This is a genomic window from Tabrizicola sp. TH137, from assembly GCF_002855575.1.
Classification (GTDB): Bacteria; Pseudomonadota; Alphaproteobacteria; order Rhodobacterales; family Rhodobacteraceae; genus Paragemmobacter.
This window is the reverse complement of record NZ_PKRQ01000002.1, coordinates 97,695-116,566: the sequence shown is the minus strand read 5'-3', so window position 1 is coordinate 116,566 and position 18,872 is coordinate 97,695. Positions and strand designations below refer to the sequence as shown.

The 18,872-nt window shown below is 64.8% G+C and carries 16 protein-coding genes; 11 read left to right on the top strand and 5 right to left on the bottom strand.

Annotation, left to right across the window (positions count from 1 at the left end):
- Positions 1 to 118 precede the first annotated feature (118 nt).
- Complete coding sequence (locus tag C0V75_RS05945; protein ID WP_101920016.1) at positions 119 to 1,864, bottom strand: methyl-accepting chemotaxis protein; 1,746 nt, start codon at positions 1,862 to 1,864, stop codon at positions 119 to 121.
- Between the two features lie 73 nt (positions 1,865 to 1,937).
- Complete coding sequence (locus C0V75_RS05940) at positions 1,938 to 2,837, bottom strand: LysR family transcriptional regulator (RefSeq protein ID WP_101920015.1); 900 nt, start codon at positions 2,835 to 2,837, stop codon at positions 1,938 to 1,940.
- 135 nt (positions 2,838 to 2,972) lie between these two features.
- On the opposite strand from C0V75_RS05940, the gene C0V75_RS05935 reads away from it, so the two are divergent.
- From C0V75_RS05935 to gph, 4 genes are all read left to right on the top strand, one after another.
- On the top strand, positions 2,973 to 4,196 hold the full coding sequence (locus tag C0V75_RS05935) for an acyl-CoA dehydrogenase (protein WP_101920014.1): 1,224 nt from the start codon (positions 2,973 to 2,975) through the stop codon (positions 4,194 to 4,196).
- A 197-nt stretch (positions 4,197 to 4,393) separates the two neighbouring features.
- On the top strand, positions 4,394 to 5,755 hold the full coding sequence (locus C0V75_RS05930) for a glutamine synthetase family protein (RefSeq protein WP_101920013.1): 1,362 nt from the start codon (positions 4,394 to 4,396) through the stop codon (positions 5,753 to 5,755).
- Positions 5,756 to 5,764: 9 nt separating this feature from the next.
- Complete coding sequence (locus tag C0V75_RS05925) at positions 5,765 to 7,147, top strand: FAD-binding oxidoreductase (RefSeq protein ID WP_101920012.1); 1,383 nt, start codon at positions 5,765 to 5,767, stop codon at positions 7,145 to 7,147.
- A complete protein-coding gene (gene gph, locus C0V75_RS05920; protein ID WP_101920011.1) occupies positions 7,147 to 7,797 on the top strand; it encodes a phosphoglycolate phosphatase in 651 nt (216 codons plus the stop codon). Before C0V75_RS05925 ends, gph begins: the two co-directional genes overlap by 1 nt.
- Here the strand turns inward: gph and C0V75_RS05915 are convergent.
- Entirely contained in the window at positions 7,784 to 8,461 is a 678-nt protein-coding gene (locus tag C0V75_RS05915; RefSeq protein WP_143710386.1) for a VOC family protein, read from the bottom strand. The genes gph and C0V75_RS05915 overlap by 14 nt on opposite strands.
- 212 nt (positions 8,462 to 8,673) lie before the next feature.
- Between C0V75_RS05915 and C0V75_RS05910 the strand changes: the two genes are divergently transcribed.
- Positions 8,674 to 9,813, top strand: a complete 1,140-nt coding sequence (locus C0V75_RS05910; protein ID WP_101920009.1) for an efflux RND transporter periplasmic adaptor subunit — start codon at positions 8,674 to 8,676, stop codon at positions 9,811 to 9,813.
- Positions 9,810 to 12,872 (top strand): efflux RND transporter permease subunit, encoded by a 3,063-nt coding sequence (locus C0V75_RS05905; protein WP_101920008.1) that lies wholly within the window; start codon positions 9,810 to 9,812, stop codon positions 12,870 to 12,872. Before C0V75_RS05910 ends, C0V75_RS05905 begins: the two co-directional genes overlap by 4 nt.
- 31 nt (positions 12,873 to 12,903) lie before the next feature.
- On the opposite strand, the gene C0V75_RS05900 is transcribed toward C0V75_RS05905, so the two are convergent.
- Together C0V75_RS05900 and C0V75_RS05895 are read right to left on the bottom strand one after the other, a co-directional pair.
- Entirely contained in the window at positions 12,904 to 13,191 is a 288-nt protein-coding gene (locus tag C0V75_RS05900; RefSeq protein ID WP_216821419.1) for a DUF1330 domain-containing protein, read from the bottom strand.
- Entirely contained in the window at positions 13,188 to 13,868 is a 681-nt protein-coding gene (locus C0V75_RS05895; RefSeq protein WP_101920006.1) for a GntR family transcriptional regulator, read from the bottom strand. The genes C0V75_RS05900 and C0V75_RS05895 overlap by 4 nt, the downstream gene beginning before the upstream one ends.
- Positions 13,869 to 13,961: 93 nt before the next feature.
- Between C0V75_RS05895 and C0V75_RS05890 the strand changes: the two genes are divergently transcribed.
- The 5 genes from C0V75_RS05890 to C0V75_RS05870 are packed head-to-tail and all read left to right on the top strand — an operon-like array spanning position 13,962 to position 18,802.
- Complete coding sequence (locus C0V75_RS05890) at positions 13,962 to 14,564, top strand: amino acid synthesis family protein (RefSeq protein WP_101920005.1); 603 nt, start codon at positions 13,962 to 13,964, stop codon at positions 14,562 to 14,564.
- A complete protein-coding gene (locus C0V75_RS05885) occupies positions 14,536 to 15,366 on the top strand; it encodes an alpha/beta fold hydrolase (protein WP_101920004.1) in 831 nt (276 codons plus the stop codon). Before C0V75_RS05890 ends, C0V75_RS05885 begins: the two co-directional genes overlap by 29 nt.
- Positions 15,363 to 16,289, top strand: a complete 927-nt coding sequence (locus tag C0V75_RS05880) for a flavin reductase family protein (protein ID WP_101920003.1) — start codon at positions 15,363 to 15,365, stop codon at positions 16,287 to 16,289. The genes C0V75_RS05885 and C0V75_RS05880 overlap by 4 nt, the downstream gene beginning before the upstream one ends.
- On the top strand, positions 16,289 to 17,326 hold the full coding sequence (locus tag C0V75_RS05875; protein ID WP_101920002.1) for an LLM class flavin-dependent oxidoreductase: 1,038 nt from the start codon (positions 16,289 to 16,291) through the stop codon (positions 17,324 to 17,326). The genes C0V75_RS05880 and C0V75_RS05875 overlap by 1 nt, the downstream gene beginning before the upstream one ends.
- 9 nt (positions 17,327 to 17,335) lie before the next feature.
- Positions 17,336 to 18,802: an aldehyde dehydrogenase gene (locus C0V75_RS05870; RefSeq protein ID WP_101920001.1), complete on the top strand. Its 1,467-nt coding sequence runs from the start codon at positions 17,336 to 17,338 to the stop codon at positions 18,800 to 18,802.
- The last annotated feature ends 70 nt before the right edge of the window (positions 18,803 to 18,872 follow it).

The window sequence follows — 18,872 nt, the reverse complement described above, 5'->3', positions numbered from 1 at the left end:
TTTCCCGAACACCATCCCTGACGCAGGCGGCGATGCGGCCGGCCCAGCCCGCAGGTCCTGCCAAATGCAAACAGGCCGGGCTGTCACACCCGGCCTGTCAAACCTCTGGTTCTTGACGTCAGAAGGACGCGAAGCCGCGACGATCCCGGTCGCTCGACACCAGCTTGAGGTCGGATTTCGCGGGCGCCCCGCGATTGGCGACCATCGCCTGGATCTGCGAGAACAGTTCCGGCGGCAACCCGTCGAGGGACAGCGTATTGCCCCCCTTGCGCTCGGCCAGCTTGAAACGTCCGACCGCCGCGCGGACGGAGTCGAGCGCGCTGCGCATCTCCGCCGAAGAGGCTGCAAGCTGGTCCGCCTGGCTCGACGTGGACATCGCCGCCTTGGCCACTTCGCCAATCGCGATGTTGATCTGCGCCACGCCCCGCGCCTGTTCCAGACTGGCGGTCGCGATGGAGGAGACGAGCGTTTCCGACTTCTTCACGTCGCGGGCGATGACAGAGAAGGCCGCCTGCGCCTCGCTGGAAATCTTGACGCCCGACTGGACGCGGACGGTTGCATCCTCGATCAGGTCCGATGTCTCGCGGGCCGCGCGGGCCGACCGGCCGGCAAGGTTGCGGACCTCCTGCGCGACGACGGCGAAACCGCGGCCATGCTGCCCGGCCCGTGCCGCCTCCACCGCGGCATTGAGCGCGAGGAGGTTGGTCTGGAAGGCGATCTCGTCGATCACCTTGATGATCTTCGCGATATCCTCGCTGGACGAGCGGATGCCCTCCATCGCGCCGACCATTTCGCCGATCTTCTGATGGCCGTCATCGGCGGCACGCGAGGCCGAGATGATCAGTTCCTTCGCGCTATCGGCAGCCGAGGCATTGGCCTTGACCTGCATGTCGGTCTCTTCCGAAGAGGAGGAAACCTCATCGACCGAGGCCGAGGTGATCTGCGAGCTCTTTGCCAGATCGAGGCTGCTTTCCGACACCTGCCCGACCGTGTCGGCGATCTGTTCGATCTGCGCCGAGATGGTCGCGAAGGCGCTGTTCAGGCTGGCATAGGCCTCGGAGAAGGCTTCGATGATTTCGCGGAACTCGCCCGAGAAGGCGCCGGGGTCGATGGCCCGATCCAGATGCCCATCCACGATGGCCCGTGACAGACCCTTGATTTCGCCCACAACCTTGCGGAAGCTGTCGCGGACGGCATCCATCGCCTGATTGATGAAGGCCCGATCCCCGTCGAACCGCTCCATTTCATAGCTGAAGTCGCCTTCGGCATAGGCCTTCGCGCAGGCGATGATCTTCTTCTTGGTCGCGATATGGTTCTGCACCATCTCGTTGACCCGCGACGCAAGGTCGGCCAGGTCTTCGCGATACTTGGACGGATCGAGGCAGACGGAGATGCGCCCTTCGGCATGGGCAACGGCCATGTCGCGGATCTCGCCGATGATCGTCTCGATCTGACGCTTGCCCTCGACGGCAGCGGTCATGTCCTTCCATTCGACCCAGACCGATTGCAAGGCGCCACCCGGCCCGAATTTCGGCGTGGCGCGGAATTCCAGGTCCCTGCCGCCGATGCTGAACTTGCCGTCATGCGGCTTGGACAGGCTGGCCATGAGACGGCGCTGATAGATCGGGTTCTTGTGGAAGACGTCGATGGGTTTCCCCACAACCTCACGCGCGCGGAAATGCGGCAGGTCGGTCTGGATGTCTGCCTCGATGGCTTCGAACATCTTGTAGGCCGCCTCGTTCACGAAGCGGATCACCATGTCGTTGTCCGCCAGCATAATCGGGCTGGAAAGAATTCCCAGAGCCTCACGCGCCGACGCCCCGCCGAAGACCGGATCAAGGTCTTGCCCTTCGCCTGCCAACATTTCCGTCTCCAAATAGGTCACACTGCGACAATAAGACGTTCAGGATCACGAAACTGTTAGGCCATGCGGCGGATCAGGCTGCGCGACTGCCCGCAGCCTCGGCTGCGATCCAGTCACGGAAGGCAGACAGGGCCGGAGACTCGGCCCCCGTTTGCGGCCAGACCAGCCAGTAGCTGCCCGCCGCCCGCACGGCCCCGCCCCAGACCGGAACAAGGCGCCCCGTCGCAAGATCCTCTTCAATCAGGAACCGGGGGAGGAGCGCCACGCCCAGCCCATGGATCGCCGCCTGCTGCATCGTGGCGAACTGGTCAAAGACCATGCCCGCCGGACGTTGCCCCGGCAGACCATGCGCCGCGAACCATCGTCCCCAATCGCCCTTGCGGCTTTCGATCTGCAAGAGCGGCAGCGACAGCAGGTCACCCGGACCCGTGACCCTCTCGATCGCCAGATCCGGCGCGGCAACCGCCTGAACCTCCTCTTCCATCAGCAAGAGATGTTCGGCCTCCGGCCAGTCGGCCCGCCCATAATGGATCGCCGCATCCACCCCTTCGGCCCGCAGGTCGAAGGGACGAAGGCGCGTGCTGAGGGTCAAGGTCACATCCGGGTTCCGCTGGCGAAAGGCCCGGAGCCGGGGGGCGAGCCAATGCATCCCGAAGGCCGGCAGGATGGCAAGCGACAGGACCGCCCCGCCCCCGCCCGTGCGCAGCCGCAGCGAAGCCTGTCCGAGCAGGTCCAGCGCCCGACGGGCCTGCGCTACATAGTCACGCGCCGCCGCCGTCGGGCGCAGACGCTGCCGGTCGCGGATGAGAAGCGGCACGCCCAGTTGCGCCTCTACCTCCTGAAGCGCGCGGCTGATCGCGCCCGGCGTCAGGTTCAGTTCGCGGGCCGCGGCCGTGGTGGTGCCCAGACGTTCCACCGCTTCCAGCGCCAGAAGGCCGGACAGCGCGGGCAGATGCCTGCGGGAGGGAAGCATGTGCAATTTCCTCAAAATATTGCGATTAAGTTTCGCTATTCTTGCACAATCATCGCTGCCATAGAAGATGCATCCCGGCATGGCGCGACTCGCGGCCCGCTGGCAGACTGCATCGCACCTTTCGGAGGAACCGACATGAGCCTTGACGCCCCCAAACTGAAAGCCAAGGACGCTCCGGATCTGGCCCGCTTCGACTGGGAAGATCCCTTCCGTCTGAACGATCAGCTCACGGAAGAAGAGCGCATGTTGCGCGATGCGGCGCGGGCCTATGCGCAGGAGAAACTGCAACCCCGCGTGATCGCCGCCTATCGCGAAGAGACGACCGATCCCTCGATCTTCCGCGAAATGGGCGAGATGGGCCTGCTGGGCGTCACGATCCCGGAGGAATACGGCGGGCTGGGGGCCTCTTACGTGGCCTACGGCCTTGTCGCCCGCGAGGTGGAGCGGGTGGACAGCGGCTATCGGTCGATGATGTCGGTGCAAAGCTCGCTGGTGATGTATCCGATCTATGCCTATGGGACCGAGGCGCAGCGGGCGAAATACCTGCCCAAACTGGCAAGCGGGGAATGGATCGGCTGCTTCGGGCTTACCGAACCGGATGCCGGGTCCGATCCTGCGGGGATGAAGACGGTCGCGAAGAAGACGGCGAATGGCTATGTCCTGAATGGCGCGAAGATGTGGATTTCCAACGCGCCCATCGCGGATGTCTTCGTCGTCTGGGCCAAGTCCGAGGCGCATGGCGGCAAGATCAAGGGTTTCGTGCTGGACAAGGGCATGAAGGGCCTGTCGGCCCCCAAGGTGGGCGGCAAGCTCAGCTTGCGCGCCTCCATCACGGGCGAGATCGTGATGAAGGACGTCGAAGTCGGCGAAGAGGCGTTGCTGCCCAATGTCGAAGGCCTGAAAGGCCCCTTCGGCTGCCTGAATCGCGCGCGCTATGGCATTTCCTGGGGCGTGATGGGCGCGGCAGAGTTCTGCATGCATGCCGCCCGCCAATATGGCCTTGACCGCAAGCAGTTCGGCAAGCCCATCGCTGGCACGCAGCTCTTTCAGTTGAAGCTGGCCAACATGATGACCGAGATTTCGCTGGGCCTACAGGCCTCGCTCCGCGTCGGGCGGCTGATGGACGAGGCCAATGCCGCGCCCGAGATGATCTCGATCATCAAGCGCAACAATTGCGGCAAGGCGCTGGAGGCGGCCCGCTGGGCGCGCGACATGCATGGCGGCAACGGCATCCAGGAAGATTTCCAGATCATGCGGCACATGGTGAACCTTGAAACGGTGAACACCTATGAGGGCACGCATGACATCCATGCCCTGATCCTCGGCCGGGCGATCACGGGTGTTCAGGCCTTCTTCTGAACCTGCGCCACGGCTGGAAAACTCTTCCAGAAGAGTTTTCCAGACAAACACCGCAAAACTCTTCCCGAAGAGTTTTGCGAGAGTCGGGCCGAAAATTCTTTGCAAAGAGTTTTCGGCCTTTCCCTGCACGACATTCCAGGCGCGTCCCGGTCGTTTTCGGGGATGACAGGGCGGTTTTGCCCGCTACGCTCGGTTTCATGACACATGCGACCCTGCCCCCCGAACTCGACGCCTATCTCGCCGCGCATCCCGGCACCCGCTTCCTCGATGCGGTGATGTTCGATCTTTGCGGCACGGCCATCGGCAAGCGATACCCGATCCGCGATGCGGCGAAGGTCTGGACCTCGGGCGTGGCCTTCTGCGCCGGGATCACCACGCTCGACGCGCTCGGGGCCTGCTGGGATGTCGAAGGGATCGGCTTTTCCGATGGCGATCCCGACGCGATCTCCTACCCGATCCCCGGCACCGTGGCCGAGGTGCCCTGGCAGGCCGATACCGCACAGGTTCTCATCGCCCCTGCCCCGCCGGAAGGGATGGCACAATGGTGGTTCGATCCGCGCAGCATCCTTGCAGGTGTCGTGGCCCGCTTCGCCGATCTGGGCCTTACCCCGGTCACGGCCTGCGAACTGGAATTCTACCTCGTCGATCCTGCCCGCGATGCGGCAGGTCGCATCGCCCCGGCCCGTCCCGCCCGGTCGGGCCGTGCGCCGGAAGCCCCGCGCGTGCTGGCCTTCGACAAGCTGGATGAATGGGCGGACATCCTGGCCGAGATCGACGCGGCCTGCATCGCCCAGGGTGTCCCCGCCGGGGCGGCCACCGCAGAATATGGCGGCGCGCAGTTCGAGGTGAATCTCGGTCACCTGCCCGATCCGGTCCGCGCCGCAGACCATGCGCTGATGCTGCGTCGGATCGTGAAGGGCGTGGCCAACCGGCATGGGCTGGACGCGACCTTCATGTCAAAGCCCTTTGCCGATCAGTCCGGCTCGGGCCTGCACATCCATCTCAGCGTTCTGGATGCCGAAGGGCGCAACATCTTCGACGACCGCCTGCCCATGGGTGACGCCATGCTCGGCCATGCCATTGCGGGCTTGCAGGCCACCACCCATGACGCCATGGCCATCTTCGCCCCCAATCTGAACGCCTATCGCCGCTTCGCGCCCAACCAGTTCGTCCCCGTCAACACCTCCTGGGGCACCAACAACCGGTCGGTCAGTTTCCGCATCCCGGCAGGCGGCGGCGCGGCGCGGCGGATCGAACATCGCATCGCAGGGGCGGAAGCGAACCCTTACCTCGTCATGGCCGCCGTCCTTGCTGGCATCCATCACGGGCTGTCGCAGCGTCTTGCCCCCACGCCCCCCTCCACCGGCAATGCAGGCGAAGAGGCGGATCCTGACATGCCGCTGAAGCTGTGGACTGCGCTGGATCGGCTGGAGGGCTCGGCGCTGATGGCAGAATACCTCGGCCCGCGCTACCCCGCCGCCTATGCAACCATCAAGCGGGCGGAGTTCGAAGCCTTCATGGCCGATGTGCTGCCCCGCGAATATGACTGGTATCTCTGAGGTGATGCGATGACCGCCCCTGCCCGCATCGGCGATGTCTCTTTCTGGTATGCCGATATCGGCCTGCCGCAGACCCGCCGCCCCCCGCTTCCCGGCGACACCACCGCGGATATCTGCATCATCGGTGCAGGCTATACGGGCCTCTGGTCGGCCTATTACCTGAAGAAGGCTGATCCCGGCCTTCGGATCATCATCTGCGAAAAGGAATTCGCGGGCTTCGGCGCCTCGGGCCGCAATGGCGGCTGGCTGACCGGCGGCTTCGCCTGGAACCATGACCGCTATCTCGCCACATCGGACGAGGCGGGTGTGCGCGCCATGGTGCAGGCGATGAACGGCACGGTGGACGAAATCATCCGCGTGGCGGGCGTCGAAGGGATCGAGGCCGACATCCTGCGCACGGATGAATTGATGGTCGCGACCACCCCCGCCCAGTTGGCCCGATGCGAGGCCGAGACCGCCCATCGCCGCCACTGGGGCGAGGACCGCGTCCACATGATCGGCGCAGGCCAGACCGCCAGCCGGGTGAACATCCCCGGTGTCCTGGGCGCGATGGTGGTGGAAGGCGTCGCCCGCATCCAGCCGGCGAAACTGGTCCGCGGGCTCGCGCAGGTGGTCGAGGCGATGGGGGTCACCATCCACGAAGGGACCGAGGTCACCGCCATTTCGCCCGGACGTGTGGCCACAGTTTGCGGCACAATAAGCGCACACACCATCCTGCGCTGCACCGAAGGCTTTACGGCGACCCTGCCGGGGCTGAAACGGGAATGGCTGCCGCTCAACTCCGCCCAGATCGCGACCGAACCGCTGCCGCCCGAGGTCTGGGCGCAGATCGGCTGGCAGGGCCATGAAATCCTTGGCGATTTCGCCAATGCCTATTGCTATTGCCAGCGCACCCGCGAGGGGCGCATCACTGTGGGCGCGCGCGGTGTGCCCTATCGCTTTGGCTCCGCCATCGACTCTTCGGGCATCCCCGATCCGGAAACCATCCGGCGGCTGACCGATATCCTGCACCGCCATTTTCCCGCCGCCCGCCCCTACCGCATCGACCATGCCTGGTGCGGGGTGATCGGCGTGCCCCGCGACTGGTGCGCGACGGCGGGCCTTGATCCCGTCACCCGCATCGGTTGGGCCGGCGGCTATGTGGGGGTGGGCGTTTCGACCTCCAACCTTTCGGGCCGCACGCTGGCCGACCTGACGCTGGACCGGAAAACGGACCTTACCCGCCTGCCCTGGGTCAACCGCCGGGTGCGGAAATGGGAACCCGAACCGCTGCGCTGGCTGGGCGTGCATGGGATGTATGGGCTTTACGGCATGGCCGACCGGCGCGAGACCGCAAGGCAAGGCCCGCCGTCGCGGCTTGCCAAATTCGGCAACTGGCTGACGGGGCGCTGATGACGGCACTCATCTTCGATCTGGATGGCACGCTGGTGGACAGCGCCCCGGATATTCATGCCGGCGTCAATCAACTTCTGGAACAGGAGGGGATCGCCCCACTGCCCTTCGCCGTGGTGCGCGGCTTCATCGGCGGGGGCGTGCCGATCCTGATCAGCCGCGTGATGCGGGCAACGGGCATGGAGGACGATCCGCAGCGTCATGCAACCCTCTGCGCCCGGTTCATCGAAAGATACGAGCGTGATCCGGGTGGGCTGACACGCCCCTATGCCGGGGTCGAGGCCGCCCTGGCCGCGCTTGACCGGCCGCTTGCGCTTTGCACGAACAAGCCGGAAGGCCCGACCCGCGCGCTGCTTGCGCAACTTGGCTGGAGCGGTCTTTTCAGCGTCATCGTCGCTGGCGACACGTTGCCGGTGCGCAAGCCCGATCCTGCCCCCTTGCTGCATGGCATCTCCCTTCTGGGCGGAGGGCCGGTTCTTTTCGTCGGTGACAGCGAGGTGGATGCCGAAACGGCAGAGCGGGCGGGCGTGCCGCTTCTTCTCTTTACCGAAGGCTATTGCAAGACGCCGGTCGCAGAATTGCCGCACCGGGCCGCCTTCGCCGATTGGGCCGCCTTTCCCGATCTGGTTCGCAGCGTCATACCAGCGTGACGCGCAGCCCGTCCGGGCCTGTGCGCAGGCCCGTGCCCATCGCGGCACCGAACAGACGCAGGCCGTGCCACAGACCTCCGCCCCTCGGGGCGAGACGCCGGCCGCGCAGGGCGGGAGGCTCGTAGAGTTCCACCATATCGGTCCCCGAGGTCAGGAAGCGGACCCTGGTCACGCCATCGGCGCGGTCCAGATCAACCGCGGCAACCTGCGTCAAGCCAAGACTGAGGAAGAAAGCCTCGGTCGCAGCAAGATCGGTGCAGGGAATACCGATATGATCATGCCCGGGCAGGCCGGATCGCGGCGGGCCGCCGAGCCGGGCGCAGAGTTCGATCCGCGCGCCTTCCGGCCCCTCGAGAAAGACATAGCGCACGCCGCTGCCCCAGAATTCCGCGATTTCGCGCGGGCCATCCGGCGTTGTCGCCTCCAGCACGGCACCTCGTTCCCGCGCCAATCGAAGGGCAGCATCCAGATCGTCAACCGCCAGCGCCAGATGGTCGATCACCCCATGTTCAGGCGATGGGCCGGCAGGAACAAGGGCGATCCACTGATCCCCGAGGGACAGCATATCCTCGTGTCCCGAAAGCGGCGCGAAGCCGAACACGCGGGCCAGCAGCCCAGCCGCAGCCTCGCGGTCCCTGACGGCGAGTTCGGGAACGATACGCACGATGCCCTTCCTTTGCATGTCTGTTACCTGCCTGTGGCAGAAGCGCTTGCCGCAATCAACCTCGTCTTGCACTATGCCGCCTCCGGCCACCAAGGGAACGGCCCGAAGCCGGGTTCAAGCCGCCCGATTTCTTGACATTCCGGTGGCTAAGGTAAATGCAGGGTTCAGCAATTTTCAGCGGACGTCGTCCCCTCCACCTGAAAGTCCTTCCCATGGTCAAACGCTTCATCCTTGCCATTCTGCTGCTTGGTCTCGTCGGCGGTGGGCTTGTCGGCTTCAATCTGTTCCGTGACAACATGATCACGCAGATCTTCGCCAACATGCCGCGCCAGCCCGCGACCGTGTCCACCATCGAGGCGAAGCCGGTGGACTGGACCCCGACGATCGACGCCATCGGCACGGTGAATGCGGCCCAAGGCGTTGACCTGACGGTCGAAACGGCCGGGGTGGTGAAGGAGATCGCCTTCGAGCCGAATACCGAGGTGGCGGCGGGCGAAGTTCTGCTTCGGCTGGATGATGTGGTGCAGAAGGCGGATGTGGAAGCAGCCCGCACGACGGCGGAACTGGAACGGTCGAACCTGCTGCGCGCGCAAGACCTGACGCGGCGCGGTGTGACCACCAATGTCTCTCTTGATCAGACGCAGGCGGCCGCGCAGGCCGCAGAGGCGCAATTGGCCCGCGCCATCGCGGTGCTGGAACAGCGGCAATTGACGGCCCCTTTCGCAGGAACAGTCGGCCTGCCGCGCGTGGACCTTGGCCAGTATGTGGCCCCCGGAACCATCGTCGCGACACTCCAGGACATTTCGACCATGCGGGTGGATTTCAGCCTGCCGGAGCAGGAGCTTCCCAACCTCTCCATCGGACAGAAGATCGAGGTGAGGATCGAAGGGCTGGATGAAACCTTCCCGGGCGCCCTGACCGGCATCGACCCGCGGGTCGATCCTGCGTCCCGCCTTGTCGCCCTGCGCGGCTCCATCGACAATGCACAGGGCAAGCTGACCCCGGGGCAGTTCGTCCGTATCCGCGTCGTCCTGCCCAGCGAAAGCGGCGTGATCGCGCTGCCGCAAACCACCGTTTCGACCAGCCTCTATGGCGACTATGTCTATGTTGTCCGTCCGTCCGAGGCCGATGCAGAGCAACTGGAACTGCGGCAGGTCTTCGTGCAGCTTGGGCGGCGCTCGGGCGGCGTGATCGAGATTGTCGAAGGGGTCAGCCCCGGAGATCAGGTCGTCACCGCAGGGCAGAACCGTCTGTCGAACGGGCAACCCGCCACCATCGACAACAGCGTCAATCCGGCCGCGACCGCCACCGGCGATGCTGTTTCTGGGGCTGTCTCTGGGGGTGACCAATGAGCCCCTCAGACATCTTCATCAAGCGGCCGGTCCTTTCCACCGTTCTTGGCCTTCTGATCATGCTTCTGGGCCTGCAAGGGTTCTTCAACTTGCAGGTCCGTGAATATCCGGAAGTGGACGAGACCGTCGTGACCATCACCACGGTCTATCCCGGCGCATCCCCGGACCTGATCCAGGGCTTCATCACCTCGCCCATCGCCGCCGCCGTGGCGACGACGGAGAATGTCGATTACATCACATCCTCCTCGCGCCCCTCCGCCTCGACCGTTACGGTGAACATGCGTTTGGGCGCCGATCCCGACGTCGCGCTCACAGAGGTCATGTCGAAGGTGCAGCAAGTCCGCTCGCGCCTGCCATCCGAGGCGGAGGATCCGACCATCGTCAAGGGGACGGGGATGACCTTCGCCACGATGTATCTGGCGTTGCAGAACCCCAACATGACGTCCGAACAGGTGACCGAATACATCGAACGGGTCATCCGTCCGCGCATGTCCACCATTCCCGGCGTGGCGGAGATTCAGGTTCTGGGTGGACAGGTCTATGCGATGCGGGTCTGGATCGACCCGGTTCGCCTTGCAGGCCGCAACGTGACGGCAGCCGAAGTTTTGGCGGCGATCAACGCCTCGAACTTCCTTGCCGCTCCGGGCAGCACGCGCGGGGACCTTGTCTCCTATCCGATCACGATGGAAACGACCCTTCAGACGCCGGAAGCCTTCGGCGCCCTCCCGATCAAGGGCAATGGGGCAGATGTCGTGCGCCTGTCAGACGTTGCGCGCGTAGAACTTGCCGCAGAATCAACCGATACCATCGTGAACTTCAACGGAGAGCCCGGCACCTTCATCGGGGTCTTTCCGACCCCGGGGGCCAACCCTCTGGACATGTCTGCCGCCGTTCTGGCGGAACTGCCCTTGATTCAGAACAGCCTGCCGGAAGGCATGACCCTGACGCTGATGTATGACGCGACCGAGCAGATCAGCGCCTCGATCAACGAGGTGTTCAAGACCATCGCCGAAGCCGTCGCCATCGTCATCGTCATCATCCTTCTCTTCCTCGGCTCGTTCCGGTCTGTCCTGATGCCGGTGGTGACAATCCCCTTGTCGCTGATGGGCGTCCTGTTCGTGCTCTATCTCTTCGGCTATTCGATCAACCTCCTGTCGCTTCTGGCGATGGTGCTGGCCATCGGCCTTGTCGTCGATGACGCCATCGTCGTGGTAGAGAACGTCCACAGGCATATCGAAGAGGGTTTCCGTCCGATCCAGGCCGCCTTCATCGGGATGAAGGAGATTTTCGGCGCGGTCGTCGCCATGACCATCACGCTGGCTGCGGTCTTTGCGCCGCTGGCCTTCACCGGCGGTCTGACCGGGGCATTGTTCCGCGAATTCGCCGTGACGCTTGCAGGGTCCGTCATCATCTCGGGGATCGTGGCTGTCACCATCACCCCGATGATGTCGGCCCGCCTGCTTCAGAAAGGGGGCCATTCCCGCTTTCAGATCGTGGTGGACCGCGCCTTCGACCGGCTTGCGAACTGGTACGAACGCCGCGTTTCCTCGTCTCTCGACTATCGGCCTGTCACGATCCTCATGGTGGTCGTGCTGGCCGGGCTTACCGGGTATCTCTTCACCAAGACCTCCACGGAACTGGCACCGGAAGAAGATTCCGGCGCCCTGTTTTCCTTCGTGAACGCGCCGCCCTACGCGACGTCCGATTACACGCGGACCTATGTGGATCAGATGAGGGAACTGACAGAGGATCTGCCCGAGCTTTCGGCCAATTTCTCGATCACGGGCTTTGGCGGGGGCACGAATACGGCCATCGCTCTGTGGGCCTTCAAGGACTGGTCGGAGCGCGACCGTTCACAAGCCGAAATCCAGCAGGAATTGCAGGCCAAGATCAGTGGCGTCGCGGGCGTGGAGGCCTTTGTCTTTGCGCCGCCCTCACTCCCCGGCGCGGGTGGTGGATTGCCGATCAGCGTGGTGCTGCAATCGACAGGCCCCTCGGACCGCATCTTCGAAGTGGCCGAAGAGGTGAAGGCCGCAGCCATGGCCTCGGGCCGGTTCATCGTGGTCCAGAACTCGCTGTCCTACAACTCGGCGCAGGTCGTTCTAAGGATCGACCGCGACCGCGCAGCCGCGCTGAACCTGCCTGCACGCGACATCGGCACGACGCTGGGTCTTCTGGTCGGCGGCGGGGCGATTGCGCAGTTCGACCGGGATTCGAACAGCTATGACGTGATCATGCAGGTTCCGGCGGAGTATCGGAACAACCCGGAAAAGCTGACGGAATTCTACATCCGTTCGGCCACCGGGCAGATGGTTCCGCTTTCGGCGGTGGTGACGGTGGATACCGAAGTGGCACCGACAGCCATCGAGCAGTTCAACCAGTTGAACTCCACCACCATCTCGGCGCTGCCGATCCCCGGTGTCTCGACAGGCGATGCCTTGCAGGTCATCGTGGACGAGGCGCGCAAGGTGATGCCAGACGGGTTCTTCATTGATTATTCCGGCCAGTCGCGGCTGGAGGTCACGGAAGGCAACACCATCCTTCTCGCCTTCGGGCTGGCCATCGTTGTCATCTACCTGGTACTGGCCGCACAGTTCGAAAGCTTCCGCGACCCGCTGATCATCCTGATGTCGGTTCCGCTGTCGATCTTCGGGGCCATCGTGCCCCTCAACCTCGGTCTGGGAACGCTGAACATCTATACGCAGGTGGGGCTGATCACGTTGATCGGCTTGATCACGAAGCACGGGATCCTGCTGGTGGAATTCGCCAATCAGGCCCGGCGAGAGCGGGGCCTCACCGCGCGGGAAGGGATCGTCGCCGCTGCCAAGGTGCGGTTGCGCCCGATCCTGATGACCACTGCGGCGATGGCGCTGGGGGTGATCCCGCTGATCATCGCTGATGGCGCAGGTGCTGCGGCGCGCTATTCGGTGGGTCTGGTGATCTTCTCGGGCATCACGATCGGAACGATCTTCACCCTTTTCGTGGTGCCTGCGTTCTACACGCTGATCTCGCGCAAGGAACTGGCAAAGCCGGTGGAAGACCCGGTCGCCACGCATTGACCCGTGATCGCGGCCCCTTGCGGGCCGCGCATTACAGGCCTTCGACGATGACCACCGCCACCGTTGCTGCGGTCGCCCGCGCTGCGCGGGCAGTGGCGTATTCCTCGGAATGATAGCAGGCCCGCGCCGCCGCCAGATCGGGGAACTCGATCACCACATGCCGCTCTGCCGGCGGGCCCTCCAGCACCTCGGCCTCGCCGCCACGGGCGAGGAACCTTGCCCCGAAGCGGGCGAAGGCCGCAGGTGCCAGTGCCTGATAGCCCCGATAGGCCTCCGGGTCCGTCACCGTGACATGCGCGATCCAATAGGCGGCCATCACTCCGCCTCCAAGGCCTTCTGCGCCAGAGCGGCGGCCTCGGTCAGGTGATCTTCGACCGCCTGCCGCGCAGCCTTGCCGTCGCGTGCGGCGATGGCAGCGGCAATGCGGGCCATCCGTTCCGGCCCCGGCACGGCACGGTCCCGCGCGGCGAGGGTCAGCGCCCGCAGGCGGCTGATCCGTCCATTCAGGCGCTGCACGATCTCCCACGCGATGTGATGCCCGGCAGCGGCGAAGATTTCCGCATAGAAGCGGGTCGTCGCCGCGAAAACCCGATCTTCCCCACCGGCGCGGCCACCTGTGCGGATCGTCTCCAGCGCATCGGCTAGCGCGGCATCAACAGCCGCATCGGCGACCAGCGCGCAGGCCTCTGCCGCGCTGCCTTCAAGCTGCCGCCTGATGTCATAGACCTGCCGGGCCTGCGGCCAGTCAAGCCGCGCCACCACCGGCCCCCGGTTCGGCAGCGTCTCGACAAGACCTTCCGTTTCCAGCACCCGGATCACCTCGCGCACCACCGAACGGCTGACGCCGAGCTGATCGCAGAGCGTGCGTTCCACCAGCCGCGTGCCCCCCGGGAAGCGGCCGGCGATGATTGCGGCGCGCAGCCTGTCCAGCGCGATGCCGCGCAGCGTCTGCGGCGGACGGTCGATCCGCAATTCGTCTGGTGCCAGATGTTCCATCCCCAACCCCTTCGGCTGCCGCGGCAAACGACTCATTGACATTCTGTCGTATGGTATACCAGCATATGACATATCGAAAGCCCGAGGTTTCCCATGCCCGCCCTGATCCGAAAGACACTCCTGCATGTCGAGACGACGCTGATCGAAGGCGGACGCGCCGCGCCCCGCCCGCTCAAGCTGATCGGGGCGGCGGCGGTGCTGCGGAACCCTTGGGCGGGACTGGGCTTTGTCGAGGATCTGAAGCCCGCCATCCATGACGTGGCGCCGGAGCTTGGCGAGACCCTGACCGCCATGGTTCTGGAGGCGGCAGGCGGTGGCGACAAGGTCGAAGCCTATGGCAAGGCCGCCATTTGCGGCCTGGCGGGAGAGGTAGAACATGCCTCGGCGCTGATCCACACGCTGCGCTTTGGCAATCACTATCGGCAGGCGGTCGGGGCGAAGACCTATCTAGCCTTCACCAACATCCGGGGTGGGGCCAATACGCCGGTGATGATCCCCCTGATGGACAAGCATGACGAAGGGCGCCGGTCGCATTACCTGACTGTCCATTTCTCCATCCCCGACGCGCCGGCCGAGGATGAGATCGTCGTCGCGCTTGGCGCCTCGATCGGCGGGCGTCCGCATCACCGCATCGGCGACCGCTATCAGGATCTGAAGGATCTGGGCCATGAAGTCACGAACCCTGCGGCTGTCTGACGGCCTCTCTGTCGGGCTGATTGAAGTCGGCCCCAAGGACCGCGCAGGGGAACCGCTGGTCCTGATCCACGGTGTCGGCCTGAATGCCCGTGCCTGGGCCCCGCAGATCGCGGCGCTGGCCGCAAGCCACCGGGTCTTTGCTCTCGACATGCCGGGACATGGCGCTTCCTCCCCCCTGCCCGCGGGCGCGCGTCTGCCCGACTTCGTCACCTGGGCCGCTCGCACCATCCTTGCATTGAATGTCGGAGCGGTGAATGTGGCAGGCCATTCCATGGGCGCGCTGATCGCCACTGGCCTTGCCGCCGACTATCCGGAACTTGTCCGCCGCGTCGCGGTGCTGAACGCCGTCCATCGCCGCACGCCAGAGGCCCGCGCCGCCGTCATCGCCCGTGCCAACGCGCTCGTGATCGGTGATTTCGACCCGGAAGCCCCGCTGGACCGCTGGTTCAGCAGGGCCTCTGCCGATGCGGCCCCTCGCGCACAGGTGGCACGCTGGCTGAATGAGGTGAACCCGCAGGGTTATGCCGCCGCCTACCGTGCCTTCGCCGAAGGCGATGATGTCTATGCCGATCGTTGGGAGGCGATCTGTTGCCCGGCGCTCGTCCTTACGGGGGATGGCGACCCCAATTCCACACCCGAAATGACGCGCCTCATGGCGGCCACCGCCCCTTGCGGTCGCGCCGTGGTGATCGAAGGGCATCGCCACATGGTCAATCTTACTGCCCCGGACCGCGTCACCGCCGCCTTGCGCGACTGGCTCAACACGCCGCTGATGGCGGAACCGGAAAGATTGCGGGCATGACAGACACGGGCGATGCACGCCGCGCCCTGCGCGATGCTTTCGGCACCTTCATGACGGGTGTCACGGTGGTAACCACCCTGGACGGAAGCAGGAACCCGCTTGGATTCACGGCGAACAGCTTCGCCTCCGTCTCGCTCGACCCGCCCCTGCTGCTGGTTCAGATTGCACGGAATTCCGTAAATTACGTAAATTTTACCACCAGCCAGCACTTCGCGGTGAACATCCTGGCCGAAGGACAGAAGGACATTTCCTCGACCTTCGCCCGCCCCGTGGCCGACCGCTTTGCCGGGATCGACTGGCAGATCGGCCCGGTCGGCAGCCCCATCCTGCCCGCTGTCGCGGCCTGGTTCGACTGCACCCTGTTCCAGGTGGTGGAAGCAGGGGATCACGCCATCCTGATCGGCAAGGTCGAGGCCTTCCATGCCACGAACGCGCCGGGCCTGGGCTATTACCGTGGCACCTATTTCACCCCCGTCGCGACCCAGGCCAGCATTCCCACCGGTCCGGATATCATCGTTTCGGCCATCCTTGAAAAGGCGGGGCAGGTTCTGCTTGTCGATGACGGCTTCGGCGGATTGACCCTTCCCACCGCCCGCGTCGGGCGCGATGGAACCGGCGCCGCTCTTGCCGCGCTCATCGGGCAGTCCGGGCTGACCGCCGCCGCGGGGCCGCTCTACTCCGTCTATGAAGACGTGGCGCGCGCCCAGCAGCACATTGCCTTCCGTTGTCCCTGCACCGCCGGGCAACCTGCCCGGGGTGCCTTCGTCGATCTCGCGCCCGACAGCTTTGCCGAGGTTACCGATCAGGCGCTTCGCGTGATGCTGGAACGCCTGGCCGAGGAATCGCGGATGGGCAATTTCGGCATCTACTTCGGAAATCAGGACAGAGGCCAGGTCGCGCTGGTCACCGGGGAGACCACGTGATGAAGTTTTCGCTGTTCGTGCATATGGAACGTGTCAGCCCCAACGATCCCGAGCCACGCCTTTATCAGGAAATGCTGGAGCTTTGCCACATGGCCGATGAAGGCGGCATGTGCGCGATCTGGACGGGCGAACATCATGGCATGTCCTTCACCATCGCACCGAACCCGCTGTTGAACCTTGTCGATCTGGCACGGCGGACAAAGAATGTCCGCCTCGGCACCGGCACGGTGATCGCCCCCTTCTGGCACCCGATCAAGCTGGCGGGCGAGGCCGCCATGGCCGACATCATCATGGACGGCCGCCTTGACCTTGGCATCGCGCGAGGGGCCTACAGCTTTGAATATGAACGCATCCTGCCCGGCCTTGACGCATGGAACGCAGGTGGGCGAATGCGCGAACTCATCCCCGCGATCAAGGGGCTTTGGGCCGGGGACTATGTCCATGACGGGCAATACTGGCAGTTCCCCGCCACCACCTCGGCCCCCCAGCCACTGCAACAGCCGCATCCCCCGATCTGGGTCGCGGCACGGGATCCGAACAGCCATGAATTTGCCGTCGCGAACGGCTGCCACGTGCAATGCACCCCCCTGCACAACCCCTTTTCCGAAGTCGAAAGCCTGATGCAGCGCTTCAACGATGCCTGCGCCAAGAACCCCGAAGTGCCGCGGCCGAAGATCATGGTGCTGCAACATGGCTTTGTCGCGAAGGACCGAGCCGATGCCGAGATGGCGGCGCAGGAACTCAACCATTTCTACAACTATTTCGGGGCGTGGTTCCTGAACAAGCGGCCGATCCGGCAGGGCCTGATCGCCCCCCTGACGGAAGAGGAAATCGCCGCCCACCCCTTTTATTCCCCACAGGTCATGCGCGACAACCTACTGATCGGCGACGTGCCCGAAGTGATTGACCGGCTCCACCGCGTAAAGGCCTTGGGATATGATGAATTCTCGCTCTGGATCGACAGCGGGCAAAGCTTTGAACGCAAGCGCGCGAGCCTGAAACGCTTCATCGAAGACGTGATGCCCGCCTTCCAGTAGGATCCCCCGATGGACCGTTTCCAACTCTATATCGACGGGGCCTTCGAGGATGGCGCGGCCCGCTTTCCCAGCCTCGATCCCGCGACCGGCACAGCATGGGCCGAGATGCCCGAGGCCCGTGCCGCCGAGGTGGACCGTGCCGTCGCTGCCGCCCATCGCGCCTTCCTCTCCGGCCCCTGGCCGAAGCTGACCGCCAGTCAGCGCGGCAAGCTGCTGATGCGGCTCGCCGATCTGGTGGCCGAGGCCGCGCCTGATCTGGCGCGGCTGGAAACCCGCGACACGGGCAAGATCATCCGCGAAACCTCTGCGCAGATCGCCTATGTGGCGGACTACTACCGGTATTACGCGGGCCTCGCCGACAAGATCGAAGGCGCGCATCTGCCCATCGACAAACCCGACATGGAAGTCTGGCTGCGCCGCGAGCCTGTCGGGGTGGTCGCCGCCATCGTGCCCTGGAATTCGCAACTGTTTCTATCGGCTGTGAAGCTTGGCCCAGCACTGGCTGCGGGCTGCACTGTGGTTCTCAAGGCTTCGGAGGATGGCCCGGCACCGCTGTTGCACTTCGCCCGCCTTGTGCATGCGGCGGGTTTCCCCCCCGGCGTGGTGAATATCCTCACCGGCTTTGGCCCGGACTGCGGGCAGGTGCTGACCAGCCATCCCAAGGTTGCCCATATCGCCTTTACCGGGGGCCCCGGCACGGCCCGTGCCGTGGTGCGGAACTCGGCCGAGAACCTGGCGTCCACCTCGCTGGAACTTGGCGGCAAGTCGCCCTTCCTCGTTTTCGACGATGCCGACCTTGAAAGTGCCGCCAATGCGCAGGTCTCGGGGATCTTTGCCGCAACAGGGCAAAGCTGCGTGGCAGGCTCGCGCCTTCTGGTGCAGGATACCGTCAAAGATGCCTTCCTCGCGCGTCTCAGGACCAAGGCAGAGGCGATCCGCATCGCAGCCCCCGATGCGATGACGACAGAGGTCGGCCCGCTCTGCACCGCCCGCCAACGCGACCACATAACGGAGGTGATTGCTGCCTCGCTCGCCCAAGGGGCGCGGCTGGTGACGGGTGGAAGTCCCCTGCCCGGCCCCGGATTCTACTTTCCGCCAACCATTCTTGATTGTTCCGCCTCTCCCGACGCCCCGGCCTTGGCCGAAGAATTCTTTGGCCCCGTGCTTGCCGTCGATACCTTCAGGACCGAAGAGGAGGCATTGGAGAAGGCCAATGCCACTGCCTATGGCCTGGCATCCGGTGTCTTCACCCGGTCGCTGACCCGGGCGCACAGGATGATCCGGGGAATTCGGGCAGGTGTGGTCTGGGTCAATACATATCGGGCCGTTTCGCCGATTGCACCTTTCGGCGGTCATGGACTTTCGGGCCACGGGCGCGAAGGCGGGCTTGCCGCCGCTCTGGACTATACACGCAGCAAGACCGTCTGGCTGCGCACCTCCGATGATCCGATCCCGGACCCTTTCGTGATGCGCTGAGGCAGCCATCCCGGAAGGAAGGGAACGGCGTTTCTCGCCTTGGTCGAGAAAAGATGGACGGGCCCGCGAG

What these genes read in the sequence shown, in the direction of transcription:
- C0V75_RS05945 (WP_101920016.1), bottom strand. Translation starts at nt 1,864, where the DNA reads ATGTTGGCAGGCGAAGGGCAAGACCTTGATCCGGTCTTCGGCGGGGCG.
- C0V75_RS05940 (WP_101920015.1), bottom strand. Translation starts at nt 2,837, where the DNA reads ATGCTTCCCTCCCGCAGGCATCTGCCCGCGCTGTCCGGCCTTCTGGCG.
- C0V75_RS05935 (WP_101920014.1), top strand. Translation starts at nt 2,973, where the DNA reads ATGAGCCTTGACGCCCCCAAACTGAAAGCCAAGGACGCTCCGGATCTG.
- C0V75_RS05930 (WP_101920013.1), top strand. Translation starts at nt 4,394, where the DNA reads ATGACACATGCGACCCTGCCCCCCGAACTCGACGCCTATCTCGCCGCG.
- C0V75_RS05925 (WP_101920012.1), top strand. Translation starts at nt 5,765, where the DNA reads ATGACCGCCCCTGCCCGCATCGGCGATGTCTCTTTCTGGTATGCCGAT.
- gph (WP_101920011.1), top strand. Translation starts at nt 7,147, where the DNA reads ATGACGGCACTCATCTTCGATCTGGATGGCACGCTGGTGGACAGCGCC.
- C0V75_RS05910 (WP_101920009.1), top strand. Translation starts at nt 8,674, where the DNA reads ATGGTCAAACGCTTCATCCTTGCCATTCTGCTGCTTGGTCTCGTCGGC.
- C0V75_RS05905 (WP_101920008.1), top strand. Translation starts at nt 9,810, where the DNA reads ATGAGCCCCTCAGACATCTTCATCAAGCGGCCGGTCCTTTCCACCGTT.
- C0V75_RS05895 (WP_101920006.1), bottom strand. Translation starts at nt 13,868, where the DNA reads ATGGAACATCTGGCACCAGACGAATTGCGGATCGACCGTCCGCCGCAG.
- C0V75_RS05890 (WP_101920005.1), top strand. Translation starts at nt 13,962, where the DNA reads ATGCCCGCCCTGATCCGAAAGACACTCCTGCATGTCGAGACGACGCTG.
- C0V75_RS05885 (WP_101920004.1), top strand. Translation starts at nt 14,536, where the DNA reads ATGAAGTCACGAACCCTGCGGCTGTCTGACGGCCTCTCTGTCGGGCTG.
- C0V75_RS05880 (WP_101920003.1), top strand. Translation starts at nt 15,363, where the DNA reads ATGACAGACACGGGCGATGCACGCCGCGCCCTGCGCGATGCTTTCGGC.
- C0V75_RS05875 (WP_101920002.1), top strand. Translation starts at nt 16,289, where the DNA reads ATGAAGTTTTCGCTGTTCGTGCATATGGAACGTGTCAGCCCCAACGAT.
- C0V75_RS05870 (WP_101920001.1), top strand. Translation starts at nt 17,336, where the DNA reads ATGGACCGTTTCCAACTCTATATCGACGGGGCCTTCGAGGATGGCGCG.